This is a genomic window from Amycolatopsis sp. TRM77291, from assembly GCF_054166285.1.
Genome location: NZ_JBSZHF010000001.1, coordinates 2,866,569 through 2,883,928 on the forward strand (window position 1 = coordinate 2,866,569; position 17,360 = coordinate 2,883,928).

The 17,360-nt window shown below is 68.6% G+C and carries 18 protein-coding genes and 1 riboswitch; of the genes, 7 read left to right on the forward strand and 11 right to left on the reverse strand.

Translation table 11 applies throughout. From position 1 onward, the window contains the following. Window positions 1-13: 13 nt before the first annotated feature. Genes ACXIZN_RS13580 through ACXIZN_RS13590 form a run of 3 tightly spaced genes read right to left on the reverse strand, consistent with a single transcriptional unit; the run spans window position 14 to window position 2,375 of the window. The gene (locus ACXIZN_RS13580; RefSeq protein ID WP_457954748.1) at window positions 14-1,351 is read right to left on the reverse strand and encodes a WXG100 family type VII secretion target; all 1,338 of its coding nucleotides are present in this window, start codon (window positions 1,349-1,351) and stop codon (window positions 14-16) included. Further along, entirely contained in the window at window positions 1,348-1,974 is a 627-nt protein-coding gene (locus ACXIZN_RS13585; RefSeq protein WP_457954749.1) for a DUF3558 domain-containing protein, read from the reverse strand. Before ACXIZN_RS13585 ends, ACXIZN_RS13580 begins: the two co-directional genes overlap by 4 nt. Window positions 1,975-1,976: 2 nt before the next feature. After that, the gene (locus ACXIZN_RS13590) at window positions 1,977-2,375 is read right to left on the reverse strand and encodes a hypothetical protein (protein WP_457954750.1); all 399 of its coding nucleotides are present in this window, start codon (window positions 2,373-2,375) and stop codon (window positions 1,977-1,979) included. 202 nt (window positions 2,376-2,577) lie between these two features. Here ACXIZN_RS13590 and ACXIZN_RS13595 point away from each other — a divergent pair, with 202 nt between their 5' ends. The 5 genes from ACXIZN_RS13595 to ACXIZN_RS13615 all read left to right on the forward strand — a co-directional run bounded on the left by ACXIZN_RS13595 (window position 2,578) and on the right by ACXIZN_RS13615 (window position 7,407). Beyond that, window positions 2,578-3,174: a TetR/AcrR family transcriptional regulator gene (locus ACXIZN_RS13595; protein ID WP_125678272.1), complete on the forward strand. Its 597-nt coding sequence runs from the start codon at window positions 2,578-2,580 to the stop codon at window positions 3,172-3,174. Window positions 3,175-3,332: 158 nt separating this feature from the next. Continuing rightward, window positions 3,333-4,679 carry a hemolysin family protein gene (locus ACXIZN_RS13600; protein WP_457954751.1) on the forward strand — a complete coding sequence of 449 codons (1,347 nt, stop codon included), beginning with the start codon at window positions 3,333-3,335 and terminating at the stop codon, window positions 4,677-4,679. After that, complete coding sequence (locus ACXIZN_RS13605; protein ID WP_457954752.1) at window positions 4,676-5,719, forward strand: hemolysin family protein; 1,044 nt, start codon at window positions 4,676-4,678, stop codon at window positions 5,717-5,719. The genes ACXIZN_RS13600 and ACXIZN_RS13605 overlap by 4 nt, the downstream gene beginning before the upstream one ends. Continuing rightward, a complete protein-coding gene (locus tag ACXIZN_RS13610) occupies window positions 5,716-6,627 on the forward strand; it encodes a 3-methyladenine DNA glycosylase (protein ID WP_457954754.1) in 912 nt (303 codons plus the stop codon). The genes ACXIZN_RS13605 and ACXIZN_RS13610 overlap by 4 nt, the downstream gene beginning before the upstream one ends. 93 nt (window positions 6,628-6,720) lie before the next feature. Then, the gene (locus ACXIZN_RS13615) at window positions 6,721-7,407 is read left to right on the forward strand and encodes a hypothetical protein (RefSeq protein WP_126732065.1); all 687 of its coding nucleotides are present in this window, start codon (window positions 6,721-6,723) and stop codon (window positions 7,405-7,407) included. A 318-nt stretch (window positions 7,408-7,725) separates the two neighbouring features. On the opposite strand, the gene ACXIZN_RS13620 is transcribed toward ACXIZN_RS13615, so the two are convergent. Both ACXIZN_RS13620 and ACXIZN_RS13625 read right to left on the reverse strand, forming a co-directional pair. After that, window positions 7,726-8,550 (reverse strand): aldo/keto reductase, encoded by an 825-nt coding sequence (locus ACXIZN_RS13620; RefSeq protein ID WP_457954756.1) that lies wholly within the window; start codon window positions 8,548-8,550, stop codon window positions 7,726-7,728. Window positions 8,551-8,598: 48 nt separating this feature from the next. After that, window positions 8,599-9,417, reverse strand: coding sequence for a helix-turn-helix domain-containing protein (locus ACXIZN_RS13625; RefSeq protein ID WP_185927032.1), 819 nt, complete (start codon window positions 9,415-9,417; stop codon window positions 8,599-8,601). Between the two features lie 114 nt (window positions 9,418-9,531). Between ACXIZN_RS13625 and ACXIZN_RS13630 the strand changes: the two genes are divergently transcribed. Continuing rightward, a complete protein-coding gene (locus ACXIZN_RS13630; protein ID WP_457954758.1) occupies window positions 9,532-9,894 on the forward strand; it encodes a nuclear transport factor 2 family protein in 363 nt (120 codons plus the stop codon). Window positions 9,895-9,897: 3 nt separating this feature from the next. Here ACXIZN_RS13630 and gcvP read toward each other — a convergent pair whose 3' ends face one another. Both gcvP and ACXIZN_RS13640 read right to left on the reverse strand, forming a co-directional pair. Beyond that, a complete protein-coding gene (gene gcvP / locus ACXIZN_RS13635) occupies window positions 9,898-12,777 on the reverse strand; it encodes an aminomethyl-transferring glycine dehydrogenase (protein ID WP_457954760.1) in 2,880 nt (959 codons plus the stop codon). A 170-nt stretch (window positions 12,778-12,947) separates the two neighbouring features. Beyond that, window positions 12,948-13,049: riboswitch (glycine riboswitch) on the reverse strand. Between the two features lie 46 nt (window positions 13,050-13,095). Then, window positions 13,096-13,677 (reverse strand): MerR family transcriptional regulator, encoded by a 582-nt coding sequence (locus ACXIZN_RS13640; RefSeq protein WP_005150040.1) that lies wholly within the window; start codon window positions 13,675-13,677, stop codon window positions 13,096-13,098. A gap of 297 nt (window positions 13,678-13,974) precedes the next feature. On the opposite strand from ACXIZN_RS13640, the gene ACXIZN_RS13645 reads away from it, so the two are divergent. Then, window positions 13,975-14,589 (forward strand): TetR/AcrR family transcriptional regulator, encoded by a 615-nt coding sequence (locus ACXIZN_RS13645; protein ID WP_457960513.1) that lies wholly within the window; start codon window positions 13,975-13,977, stop codon window positions 14,587-14,589. A 276-nt stretch (window positions 14,590-14,865) separates the two neighbouring features. On the opposite strand, the gene ACXIZN_RS13650 is transcribed toward ACXIZN_RS13645, so the two are convergent. The 4 genes from ACXIZN_RS13650 to gcvH form a co-directional block, all read right to left on the reverse strand. Further along, entirely contained in the window at window positions 14,866-15,339 is a 474-nt protein-coding gene (locus ACXIZN_RS13650) for a bifunctional nuclease family protein (RefSeq protein WP_005150031.1), read from the reverse strand. 219 nt (window positions 15,340-15,558) lie between these two features. Continuing rightward, on the reverse strand, window positions 15,559-16,329 hold the full coding sequence (gene ftsR / locus ACXIZN_RS13655) for a transcriptional regulator FtsR (RefSeq protein WP_457954762.1): 771 nt from the start codon (window positions 16,327-16,329) through the stop codon (window positions 15,559-15,561). Beyond that, the gene (gene garA, locus ACXIZN_RS13660; protein ID WP_016334077.1) at window positions 16,326-16,793 is read right to left on the reverse strand and encodes a glycogen accumulation regulator GarA; all 468 of its coding nucleotides are present in this window, start codon (window positions 16,791-16,793) and stop codon (window positions 16,326-16,328) included. The genes ftsR and garA overlap by 4 nt, the downstream gene beginning before the upstream one ends. Before the next feature lie 124 nt (window positions 16,794-16,917). Then, on the reverse strand, window positions 16,918-17,301 hold the full coding sequence (gene gcvH / locus ACXIZN_RS13665) for a glycine cleavage system protein GcvH (RefSeq protein ID WP_126732071.1): 384 nt from the start codon (window positions 17,299-17,301) through the stop codon (window positions 16,918-16,920). Window positions 17,302-17,360 lie beyond the last annotated feature (59 nt).

Sequence of the window (17,360 nt, forward strand, 5' to 3'; positions counted from 1 at the left end):
TGACGGTCATCCGCTACTCGCCGATGACCGGCGGACTGGTCCGCTGGTCGGTGCCGAAGATCGCGTCGGGGTCGGCCTCGATCAGGTAGTCGGGACGCTGGTGCTCGTCATCCTCGTCACCATCGGCACGCCTGCCGCCCGCCCCCATCGGGCCCATCGCGCCGGCGCCGCCACGGCCGGCGCCACCGCGCCCGCCGGCGAGGTCTCCGCCACCCAGGCCGCCGAGCCCGCCCATGCCGGAGCCCCTGCCCGCGCCCAGACCGCCGGAGCCGGGTCCACCTGGACCACCCGCGCGACCACCGGTGCCGCCCTCGCCGCCGAGAAGCCTCCCGGCCGCGCTGTTGGGCCCGGGAACGTTGCGTCCGCTGGTACCACCGGGCGGGTTCTGGCCGGTGCCGCCGGGGTTGTAGTTCTGGCCAGGACCGTTCGGGAGACCGATGACGTTGTCCGAGTCACCGGGTCCGCGTCCGGGAATCCTGCCCGGGATCTCGGTCGTCGGTCCCGGCTTGCCCTTGCCGCCGCCGGTCGGGCGCGTGGTGTCGTCGTCGCCGGTACCCGGCGGCTTCCGCGTCGGCGTCGTGATGTTGCCGTCGGGCCTGTCCCTCGGCGGCACCGGACGATCCTCGTTGGTGCCCGGCCTGTTCTGGTTCTGGTCGCCGCCCGGCCTGTTCTGGTTCTGGTTGGTGCCGTTGTCGTCCGTGCCGCTGGTGTCGGTGCCGTCGTCGTCACCGCTGCCGTTCCTGCCGGGCTTCACAGGGGGGTACGGCGGGATGACGATCGGGGGCGTACCGCCGGGGGTCTTGACGCTGACGTTCGCGCCGTCGTTCTTCAGGACGCCATAATCGGTCGGCAGGCTGGAGCTCGTGCTGCTGGTGACCGAGTCGTACTGGTCCATCACCCGGACGTTGTTCTGGTTCGCCGCCTCGTGCTTCGCGACGCCCTCTTGGTAGTTCTTGATGTCGTTGTTGACCATGAACGGCCCCGCGATGGGAATGGCGCCCTTCAGGCCGGTGGTCCAGGGGTTGGGCTTGTCCGGCTTCGGCGGCACGGGCACGACCGACGACCCCGAGTCGTCGAAGCTGTCGGCCTGGGTCGTCACCGAATCCCTGGTCTGGAACAGCGGATCCGCGGTCTCCTTGAAGGCCTGCTCGAGCGGGCCCGCGCCGGCGTTCGCCGCGTCGGCGGCGGAGCCCGTCCAGGAGGAGGTCATCCGCGTCTGCAGGGACTTGATAGCCCTCCCACGCTCGACGTAGGCCTCCGAGAGTTTCGCGATGCGATCGGCCGCCGAACGCAGGTTGCGGGTATCGCCCTGGGTGAAGTTCTCGAAGATCTGTTTGCCGTCCACCCTCATGCCCCCTTGAGTGTCTTGATCAGGGCCGACGCGACCTTCTGCGCGGTCCCACAGGAATCCTGTTCGTTCTCGTAGCCCTCGGCTTGGGCGCTGATCGCCAGGTCATCGGCGACGCCGACCGAAAGGTCGCAGTTGCCACGCGCTCGCCGGTCCTGCAGTCCGTAATAGACGGTCGGATAGCCGTCGACGTCGGGGCCGGGCTCCAGGAACTTCAATTGCCCGGCTTCCTTGGCCTTGTGCAGGCCTGCCAGGCCACCCATGCCCTTTTCGCGGTTGCCACTGCCGAGGATGATCTGCAGACTGTCGGCCTTGCCCCGGATTCCCCAGCTGCAAGCGGGGTTACTGGTGTCGTTCTTCGGCTCGCCGGGCTCGGTGAACCCGAGTTCCGCAGCCGCGGCAGCCGGGAGCAGCTTGCACGCGTCACCGACGAACGCCGAGGCGTCCAGCGGATTCGTCACCTTCGGGACGTTCGGGTCTTCCGGTGCGGCCGAGGGAGCCGAGGACGGTGCCGTTCCCTGCGTGGGGCTCGGTGTACCTGGAGTCTCCCCCGTGCACCCTGCGACCACGGCGGAAACGAACAAGAGCGCCACCGCGGCGGCACGATTTCTCAACACGTTCGGCATCCTCAGGTCGTGCGCAGGGTGTTGGCCTGATCGGTGGCCATCGTCTTCGTACGAGCGAGCTCGAGTTTCTGGATATAGCCCTCGATGTAGTCCTTCATCGAGTCGTTCTGGTTCTGCAGGGCGATCAAGGAGGTGATCCCGGAATCGACGTAACTCGAGCTGGCTTCGTCCTTTCCCGGCGGCATCAGGTCCTCCGAGATCCGGCGGATCTCGTCGCCGTCCTTCACGACCTTCTCCAGCTCGTCTTCCCACAGCCCGATGACGGTCTTCAGCTCTTCGGGGCTCATCTCGAACCCGCCGCCGCCACCGCCTCCACCGCCGTAGACGGTCGGCTCCTTCGGCGTGGTCAGGTCACCCCAGACGGCCTTGATCGCGCTCGCGGCGTCGCCGATGATGTTCACGCCCGCACCTTCCCCTCAGCATTCACGCACCGTGACGGACAAAGCGTAGCCAAGCGGCGGACGGCGTGTCAGCCGATCCGGCCGAGTAGTCCGACGTGTCGCGAGGCCGTTCGGTTCCCGCGGCGGCCGATCATCCCGCGAACCGGTCACAGTACGTACGTACGGATTGCATTGAGCGGGTCCTCGGTGACAGGATTCCAGGATGCCACGGGTCAGCCAGGATCACCTCGACGCACGCCGGCGCCAGATCCTCGACGGCTCCCGCGTGTGCTTCGCACGCTATGGCTACGAGGGTGCCACCGTCCGGCGGCTGGAGGAAGCCACCGGCCTTTCCCGCGGTGCGATATTCCACCATTTCCGGGACAAGGAGTCCCTCTTCCTGGCCTTGGCCGAGGACGACGCGGTGCGCATGGCCGACATCGTCGCCGAGCAGGGTCTCGTCCAGGTGATGCGCGAGCTGCTGACGAACCGCAGCGAGCACCCCGCCGACTGGCTCGGCACGCGGCTGGAGGTCTCCCGGCGGCTGCGCACCGACCCCGAGTTCCGCGCCCGCTGGGCCGAGCGGTCCCACCAGCTGACCGCCGCGACCCGCCGCCGTCTGCTGCGTCAGCGCGACGCCGGGATCCTGCGTGACGATGTGGACGTCGACGTCCTGACCGCGTACCTCGAGCTCGTACTCGAAGGTCTCGTCTCGCACCTGGCGATGGGCCAGCCGGGTGACGATCTCGGCCCCGTCCTCGACCTGGTCGAGGAGAGCGTGCGGCGGCACCGGGCCCACGCGGCCGGGGGAACGCGTTAAGATTGTCCCATCGCCGCAGTACAGCGGCGATGTCTGTTGGTTTCCGATCGAGGAGTGACTCTTTTCGTGCGCGACGCGCAGTCACCTGGTGACAGTATCGAGCCGGGTGGCACACCCGGCTGTTCCGCTGATCTTCCCGCCGTCCCCGCCGGCAGGGAATGATGGAAGTCCTGCTCGCCGTTCTCGGCATCCTCCTGTTCCTCCTGCTGACCGTCGGCACCGGTCTCGCCGTCGCCGCTGAGTTCTCCCTCACCGCGCTCGAGCGCAGCACGGTCGACGCGAACGTCCGCCAGGTCGGCGACAAACGCGCGCACACCGTGCAGAAGGCGCACCGCACGCTCTCGTTCCAGCTGTCCGGCGCGCAGGTGGCGATCACCATCACCACCCTGATCACCGGTTATCTCGCGGAGCCGGTGATCGGTGACCTGCTCCACCCGCTGTTCACCGCCGTCGGGTTCTCCGAGGGCGTGGCGGACGGGGTGTCGCTCGCGGTCGCGCTGATCCTGGCCACGTCGCTGTCGATGATCCTCGGCGAAATGATGCCGAAGAACCTCGCGATCGCCCGGCCGCTGCAGACCGCGCGCGCCGTCGCGGGGTATCACTCGCGGTTCTCGTCGCTGTTCCGCTGGCTGATCACCCTGATGAACAACAGTGCCAACTTCCTCGTCCGCAAGTTCGGCGTCGAGCCGCAGGAGGAACTGCGGTCGGCCCGGTCGCCCCAGGAACTCGGCTCGATCGTGCGGTCCAGCGCGGAAAGCGGCACGCTCGACACGTCCACGGCCGAACTGCTGGACAAGTCGCTGCGCTTCGGCGAGCGGACGGCCGACGAGCTGATGACGCCCCGCGTCCAGCTCGAATCGCTGACCGTGGACGACACCATCGCCGACCTCATCGAGATCTCCCGCCGCACCGGCTTCTCGCGCTTCCCGGTCTACACCGAGGATCTCGACGACGTGCAGGGCGCGGTGCACATCAAACAGGCGTTCACCGTCCCGGCCGCCCAGCGCGCCGCGGTACGGATCGGCTCGGTCATGCGGCCGATCCCGACGGTGCCCGAATCGCTGCCGGGCGACTCGCTGCTCAACCGGCTGCGCGATTCCCGGTTCCAGCTCGCGATCGTCGTCGACGAGTACGGCGGCACCGCGGGCCTCGTGACCCTGGAGGACGTGGTCGAAGAGATCATCGGCGACGTCCGCGACGAGCACGACGAGCGGGAAGCGCCCTCCTCCCAGCAGGTCGGCGCCGACAACTGGCTCGTGTCCGGGCAGCTCCGCGCCGACGAGGTCACCGACGAGACCGGGTTCCGGATGCCCGACGGCGACTACGAGACCATCGCCGGGCTGATCCTCGAGCGGCTCGGCCGGATCCCCTCCCCCGGCGACGCCACCGATCTCGACGCCTGGCGGCTCACGGTGACCAAGATGGACCGTCTCCGCATCGCCGAGGTCGAAGTCCGCCGGGTCAGCGAAACCGCGACTTCCGCCGAGCAGGAGCCCGCCCGATGAACGACTGGTTCAACATCTTCCTCGTCGTGGTCCTGCTGCTGGCCAACGCGTTCTTCGTCGGCGCCGAGTTCGCGCTCATCTCGTCGCGGCGCGACCGGCTGGAAGCCTTGCTGGAGCAGGGGAAGACCCGCGCCAAGATCGTCATCAACGCGAGCAAGAACGTCTCGCTGATGCTGGCGGGGGCGCAGCTCGGCATCACCATCTGCTCGTTGCTGCTGGGACGGCTCGGCGAGCCGGCCGTCGCGCACCAGCTGGCCGGCTTCTTCGAGCTGTTCGGGATTCCCGACGTCCTGCTGCACCCGATCTCGTTCGCGATCGCGCTGGCGTTCATCACCATCCTGCACGTCCTCATCGGCGAGATGGTGCCGAAGAACCTCGCGATCGCCGAGCCGGAACGGCTGGCGCTGTGGCTGGTCCCGGTGCACGTGGCCTGGGTGAAGCTCGCCAATCCGTTCATCTGGCTGCTGAACTTCGTGGCGAACTCGCTGCTGCGGGTGTTCAAGGTCGAGCCGAAGGACGAACTGGAAACCGCCTACACCTCCGACGAGCTCGCGGAACTGCTCAGCGAGTCGCGGCGCGAGGGGCTGCTGGAGCACTCCGAGCACCAGCGGCTGAGCAAGACGCTGTCCTCGGTCGAGAAGACGGTGGCCGACGTGCTGGTCCCGACAGCCCAGCTGACGACGCTGCCCTGCTCGCCCACGCTGGGCGACGTCGAGCGCGCGGTGTCCTCGACCGGGTTCTCCCGTTTCCCGGTGTGCACCGACGACGGGACGCTGACCGGCTACATCCACGTCAAGGACATCCTCGACCTCGTGGGCGAGGACCCGACCACCGTGGTGCCGCCGGACAAGACGCGCGCGCTCACCGAACTGCACGCCGACGCGCGACTCGACGAGGCGTTGTCGGCGATGCGTAAGGAAGGCAGCCACCTGGCGCGAGCCCTGAGCCCGGCGGGAGCGGCGGTCGGCGTCGTCGCGCTGGAGGACCTCGTCGAGGAATACGTGGGGACTGTCCGCGACGGTACCCACGTCATGTCATGACCGGCCCGATCGTCCTTCCCGAGCCCATCTGGCTGGCTCGGGAGGACGAGCACGTCACGCGGATGCGGCGCTGGACGACACCGCACCAGCGCCGCCGTTCACGGGGCGAAAAGCATCCGGTGCTCGACTTCCTCTTCACCTACTACTCGCACCGGCCCGGGCATCTCGAACGCTGGCAACCGGGTCCGGGGGTCGTGCTCGAAGGCGCGTCCGCCCGGCGGTTCCTGGAGCGGAAGGGTTACCTGGAGACCCCGGAGGGCGTCATGCTCGATCCGGCGGGCTTCACCGAGGGCCGGGCCAAGACCGCGGAATTCGTCCTCGGACTGCTTTCCGCGACCGCGTCCCGCTCCCCGAGACTCAGTTGTTTCGGGTTGCATGAATGGGCAATGGTTTACCGGGAATCGGCGGATGAGGTTCGTCACTCACAACTTCCGCTCCGGCTCGGTTCGGCCGGAACCGACGGCGTGGTCGAGTCGCTGGAGATCCGGTGCGGGCATTACGACGCGTTCCGGTTCTTCACCGAACCCGCCCGGCCTCGCAACACGCTGCGGCCGGCGCGGGAGAACCAGGCCGAGTTCGAGCAGCCGGGCTGCCTCCACGCCAACATGGATCTCTTCAAGTGGGCGTACAAACTCGATCCGTTCGTGCCCGCCGAGCTGGTCGGGGACTGCTTCGAACTGGCGGCGGACATCCGGGAACTGGACATGCGGGCCAGCCCGTACGACCTGGCGGACTTCGGGTACTACCCTGTCCAGATCGAGAGCCCGGAAGGCCGGGCCGAGTACGCCCGCGCGCAGGCCGCGTTCGCCCGCCGGGCGGCGCCGCTGCGTGAGCACCTGATAGCGCATTGCCAACGGCTCCTCGCCGGGTTAAAGAAGGTGCCCGCGACACGCGGAAAACAACTGTGAGTCGTCGCATTCCCCGTAACATCCTCCCCTGTTAGAGTGATAACGGTTTGATTGCATACGCAGCGCGAGCGCGCACGTTTCGAAAGGACAACGATGGGGCGACACAGCGCGGTCGAGGAGCCGGTGCCGCATCCCCTCGACCCGCCGAAGCGGCCTCAGGGCCGCGGTGAGGCGACCGGTTCACACCGGATCGTCGGGAAGAAGGCCCCGCGGCGCCGGATCGCCAAGTGGCCGATCGCCTGCCTGGTCCTCGTGGTCCTGGTCGCGATCGGCGTGTTCGGCTGGAACTGGGCCGACGGCGAGCTCAACACCCGTGCCGAAGCACAGGCCAAGGCGTGCAGCGCCGGCGACACCCCGATGCGGGTCATCGTCACCCCCAGCATCGAAAAGCCCGTGCGAGCGGCGGCCGAGCGGTGGAACAACGCCGCGACCGTGGTCCGCGACCACTGCGTGGTCATCCAGGTCGACGCGCTGTCCTCCGCTTCCGTGCTCGATGGCCTCGTCGGCCGGACCAACCTGGACTCCATCGGCGGCCTCCCCGCCGCCTGGATCCCCGAGTCCACCTACTGGGTGACCGAGCTGAACACCGCCAAACCGGCACTGGTCGGGTCGCCCGCCCAGTCGGTCGCGACGGCGCGTTCGGCCGACTACCCGCTCGTCGGCCTCGCCGGCAAGAGCATCGACGAGGTCCAGATGCGCGCCGCTCAGACCTTCCGCCAGTACCTGCAGCAACCTGCCCAGCAGGCCGACTTCGCCGCCGCGGGTATCAAGGCCACCTGAGTCCCTCGAACCACGGGAAAGGCCCCTTCACCGCTCGGGAAGGGGCCTTTCCCGTACCAGGCGCTCACTGGAGTTTCGCCGTCGTGGGAATGTCGTGAAGGGCCCCTTTGAGACGATGAAGGTCTCAAAGGGGCCCTTCACGACAAGAGAGTTCGACGGCAAGCCAACNGACCCGGACACCTTCGGCTCGTGAGTGGTGAGGACGGTTGGCTTGCCGTCGAACTCTCATGTCGTGAAGGGCCCCTTTGAGACGATGAAGGTCTCAAAGGGGCCCTTCACGACATGAGAGTTCGACGGCAAGCCAACCGTCCTCACCACTCACGAGCCGAAGGTGTCCGGGTCCGGCCCGGTGCGCGTCCCGTCGTCGAACTCGGCGAGGGCCGCGAGATCGTCCTCGGCCAATTCGAAGTCGAATACGTCGAAGTTCTCGCGGATCCGGGACGGCGTCACGGATTTCGGGATCGCGACCGTGCCGAGCTGCAGATGCCAGCGCAGCACCAGCTGTGCCGGGCTCTTGCCGTACTTGGCGGCGAGGGCGGTCAGTGTCGGGTCCGAGAGCAGCGATCCCTGCGCGAGCGGGCTCCACGCCTCGGTGACGATGCCGTGCTCGGCATGGAAGTCCCGCAGTGCCTTCTGCTGCAGCCGCGGGTGCAGCTCGACCTGGTTGACCGCGGGCACGATCCCGGTCTCGTCGAACAGCCGCCGCAGATGCGGGACGTGGAAGTTCGACACCCCGATGGCGCGCGCCCGGCCGTCCGCGTAGAGCTTTTCCAGCGCCCGCCAGGTTTCGACGTACTTCCCGCGGGCGGGTGCCGGCCAGTGGATCAGGTACAGGTCCAGGCGGTCCAGGCCGAGTTCCGCGAGGCTCGCGTCGAAGGCCCGGAGCGCCTCGTCGTAGCCGTGGCCCGGATTCGGGAGCTTCGTGGTGATGAACAGTTCGTCGCGGGGTACTCCCGCCGACCGGATCGCCTCGCCGACACCGGCTTCGTTCCCGTAGGACGCGGCGGTGTCGATGCTGCGGTATCCGGCCTCGATGGCGGTCCGGACGACCTTGGCCGTGTCGCCCGCGGGGACCTGCCAGACGCCGAAACCGAGTTGGGGGATGGCTACCTCGTTGTTCAGGACGACGGAAGGCACGGCCATGGAAGAGGAATCCTCACTGGAGGCGGCGGCGGGACTTCTTGCCCGGCATCATTCCACCCCGCGCGCCGCGTACGCGCGCAGATATTCCGCCGTGTCCGCGTCCGCCGGGAAGAAGGACTCGATCACCAGCTCGGCGACCGTGACGTCCAACGGCGTCCCGAAGGTGGAGACCGTGCTGAAGAAGGTGAGTTCGGCGTCCTCGTGCCGCAGCTTCAACGGGACGAAGATGTCACCCGGCCCGGGGACCTCCACCTCGGGGACGGGATCCGCGCACGGATAGGAGAGCAGTTCCTCCAGCAGTTCGGTCAGCGCCGGGTCGGCCGTCTGGGTCACCTGCCGCCGCAGCCTGCCGAGCAGATGGGCGCGCCACTCCCCCAGGTTCAGCACGTGCGGCGCCATCCCCTCCGGATGCAGCGTCACCCGCAGGACGTTGACCGGCGGCGTCATCAAGGCTGGCGAGACGAGGCCGGTCATGATCGAGATGCTCGCGTTGGCGTCGACCAGGTTCCACCAGCGGTCGGCGACGGCGGCCGGATACGGCTCGTGGCTGGTCATCAGCTGCCGGACCGCCTTGCGGACCGCCGCCATTTCCGGGGCGCCGAGGCCGCTTTCGGCGTACGCGGGCGCGTAACCCGCCGCCAGCAACAACTGATTGCGTTCCCTCAAGGGCACCTCCAGGTGCTCGCCGAGCCGCAGCACCATGTCCCGGCTGGGCTTGGACCGGCCGGTCTCCACGAAGCTCAGATGCCGGGTGGAGATGTCCGCCGAGATGGCGAGGTCCAGCTGGCTGATCCGGCGGCGGTCACGCCATTCGCGGAGGAGCTCGCCGACGGGGCGGCCCGCGGTCACTGTGGTCGTCACGATCACGAACCTACGCACCCCGGGTGTCGCGCCGCCATTACCTCCCGCGTAATCGACGGGACCCGCTTCAGCCGACAAAGTTGCGGCATCGGTTACCCCACAGGAAAACGAGGAGACACCATGTCGGACGTCCAGCGCGTCGCCGAGCAGTACATCGCCGTGTGGAACGAGACCGACGCGGACAAGCGCCGCGCGCTCATCGCCGAAGTGTTCACCGAGGACGCCGCCTACACCGACCCGCTCGGCGCGGTCACCGGCCACGACGGCGTCGACGGTTTCATCGCCGGCGCCCAGGCCCAGTTCGCGGGCCTGCGGTTCAGCCTGCCGTCGGCTCCGGACGCGCACCACGACATCGCGCGTTTCCAGTGGTACCTCGGCCCCGACGGCGCGGAAGAGCCGCTGGCGATCGGCTTCGACGTCATCACCGTCGAGGACGGGCGGATCAAGCAGGTGCTGGGCTTTCTCGACAAGATGCCCGGCTGACCCTCAGGCGAAGGCCTCCGGTGGCGGGCAGGAGCAGACGAGGTTGCGGTCACCCGCGGCCCCGTCGATCCGCCGCACCGGTGGCCAGATCTTCGACGCGGTGACACCGGCCGGGAAGACCGCGATCTCCCTGCTGTACGGCCGATCCCACTCGCCCGCGAGACAGCGCGCGGTATGCGGGGCGTTGCGCAGCGGGCTCTCGGCCACCGGCCACTCCCCCGCGGCGACCTTTTCGATCTCGGCGCGGATCGCGATCATCGCGTCGCAGAACCGGTCGAGTTCGCCGAGGTCCTCGCTCTCGGTGGGCTCGACCATGAGCGTCCCCGCGACCGGGAACGACATCGTCGGCGCGTGGAGCCCGTAGTCGGCCAGGCGCTTGGCCACGTCGTCGACGGTGACGCCGGTGCGTTTGGTGAGCGCGCGGAGGTCGAGGATGCACTCGTGCGCCACGAGGCCCTCGTGCCCGGAGTACAGGACCGGGTAGTACGCGGCGAGACGTTTCGCGACGTAGTTGGCGTTCGCGACCGCGGTCAGCGTCGCCCGGCGCAGGCCGTCGGCGCCCATCATCCGGACGTAGGCCCAGGAGATCGGCAGGATCGACGCGCTCCCCCACGGCGCGGCGCTGATCGGGCCCACGCCGGTGGCCGGGCCGGCGTCCGGCTGCAGCGGGTGATTCGGCAGGTACGGCGCCAGATGCGCGCGGACGCCGATCGGGCCGATCCCCGGCCCGCCGCCACCGTGCGGGATGCAGAAGGTCTTGTGCAGGTTCAAATGCGAGACGTCGGCGCCGAACTTCCCGTACTGCGCCACCCCGATCAGCGCGTTCAGGTTCGCGCCGTCGACGTACACCTGGCCGCCCGCCTCGTGCACCAGCGCGCAGACCTCGCGGACGGTGTCCTCGTAGACGCCGTGCGTCGACGGGTAGGTGATCATGATCGCGGCGAGGTCGTCAGCGTGCTCGTCCACAGTGGACCTGAGATGGCCGAGGTCGATGTTGCCCTCGTCGTCGCACTTCACGACGACCACGCGCATCCCGGCCATCACCGCGCTGGCCGCGTTCGTCCCGTGCGCACTGGACGGGATCAGGCAGACGTCTCGTGCCGCGTTCCCGCGTTCGCGGTGGTACGCGCGGATCGCCAGCAGCCCGGCGAACTCGCCCTGGCTGCCGGCGTTCGGCTGCAGGGAGACCGCGTCGTAGCCGGTGATGCCGGCGAGCCACCGCTCCAGATCCTTGACCACGGTGAGCAGCCCCGCAGCGTCCTCGGCGGGCGCGAACGGGTGCAGCCCGGCGAACTCGGGCCAGGTGATCGGCTCCATCTCGGCCGTGGCGTTCAGCTTCATCGTGCAGGAGCCGAGCGGGATCATGCTCCGGTCGAGCGCGACGTCCTTGTCGGACAACGACCTCAGGTACCGGAGCAGCGCCGTCTCCGAGCGATGCGCGTGGAAGACCGGATGCGTCAAGTAGTCGCTGGTGCGCCGCAGATCCGGCGGGAAGCCGTCCGCGGTGTCCGCGTCGAGCGAGTCCACATCGGACACCGCGACCCCGAAGGCCTTCCACACCAGGGAAAGATGCTCACGGGTCGTCGTCTCGTCACAGGCGACGGCCACGTGGTCGGAGTCCACGAGCCGCAGGTTGACCCCGAGTTCCCTGGCCGTGCCGACGATCCCCGCCGCACGCCCCGGAACGGAGACCGTCACGGTGTCGAAGAACTCGCAGTGCACGACGTCCACACCGCTCTCGGCGAGCCCCGCCGCGAGTACGGTGGCCATCCGGTGCGCGCGGTTCGCGATGGCGCGCAGGCCTTCGGGACCGTGGTACACCGCGTACATCGACGCGATCACCGCCAGCAGCACCTGGGCGGTGCAGATGTTGCTCGTCGCCTTCTCGCGGCGGATGTGCTGCTCGCGGGTCTGGAGCGCGAGCCGGTACGCGGGCGCGCCGTCGGCGTCCTTCGACACCCCGACCAGCCGTCCGGGCAATTGCCGTTCGAGCCCCTGCCGGACGGCGAGGTACGCCGCGTGCGGCCCGCCGAAGCCCATCGGGACGCCGAAGCGCTGCGTCGACCCGATCGCGACGTCGGCGCCGAGCTCACCGGGCGGCCGCAACAGGGTCAGCGCCAGCGGATCCGCGGCCATCACCACCGCCGCGCCCAGTGTCTTGGCCTCGGCGATGGTGTGGTCCCATTCGCGGACGGCTCCCGACGCGCCCGGATACGACAGCAGCACGCCGAAGAAGTCCCCGCCGAGCCCGAGCCCGGTGATGCCCTGGGACAGATCCGCGGTCACCAGCTCGATACCGAGCGGCTCGGCGCGGGTGCGCAGGACCTCGATCGTCTGCGGAAGGGTGTCCTCGTCGACCACGAACCGGTTCGACTTCGCCTTGCCAGCCCGGCGGACCAGTGTCATCGCCTCCGCCGCGGCGGTCGCCTCGTCGAGCATGGAGGCGTTGGCGATCGGCAGGCCGGTCAGGTCGGAGACCATGGTCTGGAAGTTCAGCAGCGCTTCGAGGCGGCCTTGCGAGATCTCCGGCTGATACGGCGTGTACGCGGTGTACCAGGCCGGGCTCTCCAGCACGTTCCGGCGGATCACCGGCGGGGTCACGGTGTCGTGGTAGCCGAGGCCGATCATCTGGACCATCGGCCGGTTGCGCGCGGCCAGCGCGCGGAGCTCAGCGAGCGCGCCGGTCTCGGTGGCGGGCGGCGGCAGCTCCGGCGGCGCCGCGGACTCCCGCAGCGACGCGGGCACGGCCCGCTCGGCGAGTTCGTCCAAGGAGGCGACCCCGACGACGTCGAGGATGCGCGCGAGCTCTTCGGTGCCGGGACCGATGTGCCGGTCCGCGAAGGGGGTTCCGGATTCGAGAGCGGCCAGTGAAACGGGCTCCATCGGGGACCTCCCAAGACGCGGGGGTGGGGCCGGGACGATTGTCCTGGCCCTCCCCACTCTGTCCGTACCCCCGAGGGGGCGCCTGAGAGTTTCGCCCGAGTGTTGAGCCGGGCTTGCACCGTCGGCGGGGCCGCCAGGCTGTGACCTGGCGAACCACTTTCCAGAGGCGTCTCTTCCGCGCGGTCCAGGGTGCCTGAGAGGTTCCGGGGAGGACTTGCTCCTTCGGCGCCGAGCTCAACGGTTATCGGCTCGGTCTCTCCCGCGCGGATTCGTCGACCGCGGAAGTGAGCCTACCCTGCCGCGTCCGCGGCCTCATGATCAGCCGGTGCGACGGGCGTTGCGGCGCTGCGTGAGCTCGTCCGGTGTGACCGTTTCGATCACTCCGCCGTCGGCCCGCTCGGCCGGGAACTCGTGGATGGTGCCGCTGATCTCCTGCATCGCCCCGCTGACCGCGATCCCGAAGACACCCTGCCCGCCCTGGAGTAAATCGACGATCTCTTCGGGCGACGTGCACTCGTAGACGGTGGTGCCGTCGGAGAACAGGGTGACCTTGGCGAGGTCGCGGACGCCGCGCAGGCGCAGGTGGTCGACGGCGACGCGGATGTTCTGCAGGGAGACTCCGGTGTCCAGCAGCCGCTTGACGACCTTCAGGACGAGGATGTCCTTGAACGAGTAGAGCCGCTGCGAACCGGAGCCGTGCGCCGTGCGGATGCTCGGCGCGACCAGCTTCGTGCGGGCCCAGTAGTCGAGCTGCCGGTAGGTGATCCCGGCGATCTGGCAGGCGGCGGGACCGCGGTAACCGACGAGTTCGTCCGGGAGGGAAGAGTCGGGGAACAGCTCGCCCTGCTCGCCGTCAGCGACCGGAACGAGCGGCTCTTGAGGGCTACCAGCCTCGACCACGCCATGCCTCCCCTCGCCCGACCTGGCGGCCGGCGAACAAAGCCGCGCGGACCCACGTGAGCCCGCACCGGAGTTCCTCGTCAAGACGAATGCCCCAGACATCCGAATCACACCTTGGCGATTCACCTCCATTGACGGTAAGCGCGTCCGGCAAACCGGTCAACGCGACGCGCGGTCCACCTCAAGCTCTTCTTGAGGCTTGTCGAGCACAGTCCCCCGTTCGGCTGCACCGTTGCCACTTTTACTCAGCCGTGTTATTTTTTATTCATGCAAGTAACTCCCTCCACGCAGAGCGCCATGCAAGAGGTCCAGGCGGAGCTGGGGCTGTCGGTCACCGAGGCGGCCAGGCGGGCCCAGATCATCGGGGCGACGATCGCGACGATCTCCGACCTCGGCTACCACAAGACGTCGTTCGCGAAGATCAAGGAACGGGCCGGGCTGTCCAGCACCCGGATCATCTCGTACCACTTCACCAACAAGGCGGGCCTGATGCAGGCCGTGGTCACCACCGCGACCGGGATGAAGGACAAGTTCCTCGAGGAGCGGATCCAGGGCACGACCGACCGGGCCGGGCTGCTGCGCGGCTACATCGAATCGGAGATCGCGTTCCTGGGCTCGTACCCGGAACTGGTGCGGGTGATGGTCGAGATGGGTTCGAGCGGCTCGGACGCCGAGGGCTGGTTCATGTCGGCGCCGCTGGTCGAAGAGTTCCGGACCGGCCGGCTCGAACGTCAGCTGCGGCAGGGACAGCAGGAAGGTGCCTTCGGCGAGTTCGCGCCGGATGTGATGGCGTTGTCGATCGCGCAGGCCATCGACGGTGTCGCGGCGAAGTTCGCGGCGGATCCGAAGCTGGACCTGGAGCGCTACGGGCGCGAGCTGGCGGACCTGTTCGTCAAGGCGACCGCCACCTGAGCCACGGCCGTCCTGCGGAAGTCCGTGAGGGCCTCCTTGCCTACCCTGAAGGTAGTGAGGGAGGCCTTCACGGAAGACTCGACCGGACGTGGTCCTGGATGACCAGCAGTCACAGCGGCCGCGCGTGAAGGGCCCTTGCCGGCTCAGCCGAGGAACCTCGGCCTTCGCACCACGCCGAAGTACAAGAAGCATTCGTGAACGCATTCAGAGGACTAAACGCACGTACGACGAAGGGGCGGCACCATCGGGCGCCGCCCCTTCGTCCAAGTCTCGGGATCAGGTGTCCGCGCCGCGGAAGTCCTCCGGCGAGACCGAGTCGAGGAACTCGCGGAACTTCTCGACCTCGTCCTCCTGCTCGTCGGGGATGATGAGCCCCGCTTCCTCCAGCACCGCGTCCACGGCGTGGATGGGCACCCCGACCCGCAGCGCCAGCGCCACCGAATCGCTCGGACGCGCCGAAACCCGGATGTCCCCGTCGAAGACCAGCTCCGCGAAGAACGTGCCTTCCTTCAGATCGGTGATGACGACCTGCTCCAGCTCACGGCCCAGTGCTCCGATGACCTCCTTGAGCAGGTCATGGGTGAGCGGACGGGCCGGGCGGACTCCCTGCTGCTCCAAGGCGATGGCGGTGGCCTCGACCGAGCCGATCCAGATCGGCAGGTAACGCTCGCCTTCGGTCTCCCGCAGCAACAAGATCGGCTGATTCGCGGGTAGCTCCACCCGCACGCCGACGACGCGCATCTCGCTCATCGGGCTTCGCCTCCCTCTCGTGCGCACGGGCTGCAACGCTTGTCTCGACGACCAAGCGACGGCAGTCCCGACGCTACCCGTCTTCCGAGCGCTGTGCTCGCTGTCTCCGACATTCTCGGTTCGCCCGTGGCAAACCCAACTCTCACGGTACGGCATAGGGTGCCGAACATTCAGGCATTGACAAGTGGCCGCGCAACGGCTCCCGGCCCCCGAAGCCGTTCAACCGCCTGTGACAGCCCGTATTCCGGCCTTCACCAAGAGCGTGTGCAACGCCACGGTCAAGGCGGCCAGCTCCCGGACGACCTCGTCGCCCCTCGCCTGGGCGTCCTCGTCACGATGCCGATACACCGGGGTCACGATCTGCTCCAGCAGGCCCACCTCGCGGTCGGCCGCGGCCCGGAAGGCACGCAGATGTCTCGGCTCGATACCGAATTCGGTCATCGCCTTCACGGTCTTCGCCACCAGGACCGCGTCCGGGTCGAAGAACCCCGCCGCTCCCGGGCGGACGAGACCGTATTGCCGCAGCTCAGCAAGGGTCGCGGCGTCGATCCCGGCCTGGCGGAGCAGATCTTCCTCGGTCAGCCTGATCTCGCGGTCGGTCTCGAAATCCCCCGGGGACGGCAGTCCGCCGTTCTCCCCGGGGGCGTCGAGTGACACGAGCTTCCGCGGCAGCCGCGGCATCGCCGCGGTGTGCTCGGCGGGCGCGGCTCCCTGATCCGCCGCGTCCAGCTGTTCCTTGATGACCTTCAGCGGAAGGTAGTGATCCCGCTGGGCGGACAGGACGAACCGCAACCGCTCCACGTCCGCCGGAGCGAACTGCCGGTACCCCGACGGGGTCCGGCCCGGCTGGACCAGACCCTCCGCCTCGAGGAACCGGATCTTGGAGATGGTGACATCGGGGAAATCGCCGCGCAGCTGTGCCAGCACGGCCCCGATGCTCAACCCGGCTCGCTGCGACGCATCCCGATCAGGCCGCCCGGCCGCCGTCACCGTGCCCCCTGGCCCCCGGATCCCGGGCCGGTCAGGAAGACCAGGCGGAACTTGCCGATCTGCACCTCGTCGCCACCGGCGAGGACGGCCTGGTCGACCGGCTCGCGGTTGACGTAGGTGCCGTTGAGGCTGCCGACGTCGATGACGACGAACTCGCCACCCTCACGGCGGAACTCGGCGTGGCGCCGGGAGACCGTGACGTCGTCGAGGAAGATGTCGCTGTCCGGGTGCCGTCCCGCGCTGGTGGTGTCGCGGTCCAGCAGGAAGCGCGAACCCGCGTTCGGGCCCCGCTTGACGACCAGCAGCGCGGAACCCGCGGGCAGCGCGTCCACACCCTGGACGGGGGCCTCGGCAGCCGGAGGAGCCTCAGTGCCTTCGACGTCGGCCAGGAAGTCGGCCCGGAAGACAGAAGTCCGCTCCGGAGACTGCTCCGGGGGAACGCCGGGCCCGTCGTTCGTGCTCACCTGAGCTCTCCTAACGCATGTGTGTTGCCACTACTCAAGAACGTGTGGAGTCAAACGTACCGTGCCTGATCGAATCTCCGGCCCGCGGCTCCCCCTACTCTTCCCGAAGGGCCGCGGCCTGCGGCTATTCCTTGGTCAGCGCCTGGTACGCCTCGGCCTCCAGCAGGGATTCCACCGAGCTCGCGTCGTCGAGACGGAGCTCGATCAGCCAGCCTTCGCCGTAGGGGTCGCTGTTGATCAGCTCGGGTGACTCGGTCACCGCGTCGTTGACCGCGACCACCTCGCCGTCGAGCGGGGCGAACAGCTCCGAAACACTCTTGGTCGACTCGACCTCGCCGAACGCGTCGCCCGCACCGACCTGCTTGCCGACCTCGGGCAGTTCGACGAACACGACGTCACCGAGCTGGTCCTGGGCGTACTCCGTGATGCCCACGCGCACGAGCCCTCCGTCGCGCACGGAGACCCACTCGTGTTCCTCGGTGTACCGCAGTTCTTCTGGAGTGGACAACGCCGCTCCCCTTTCTCGCCCTCGCTCGAAACCGACGCGCGCAGTTTCGCATCCCGCCG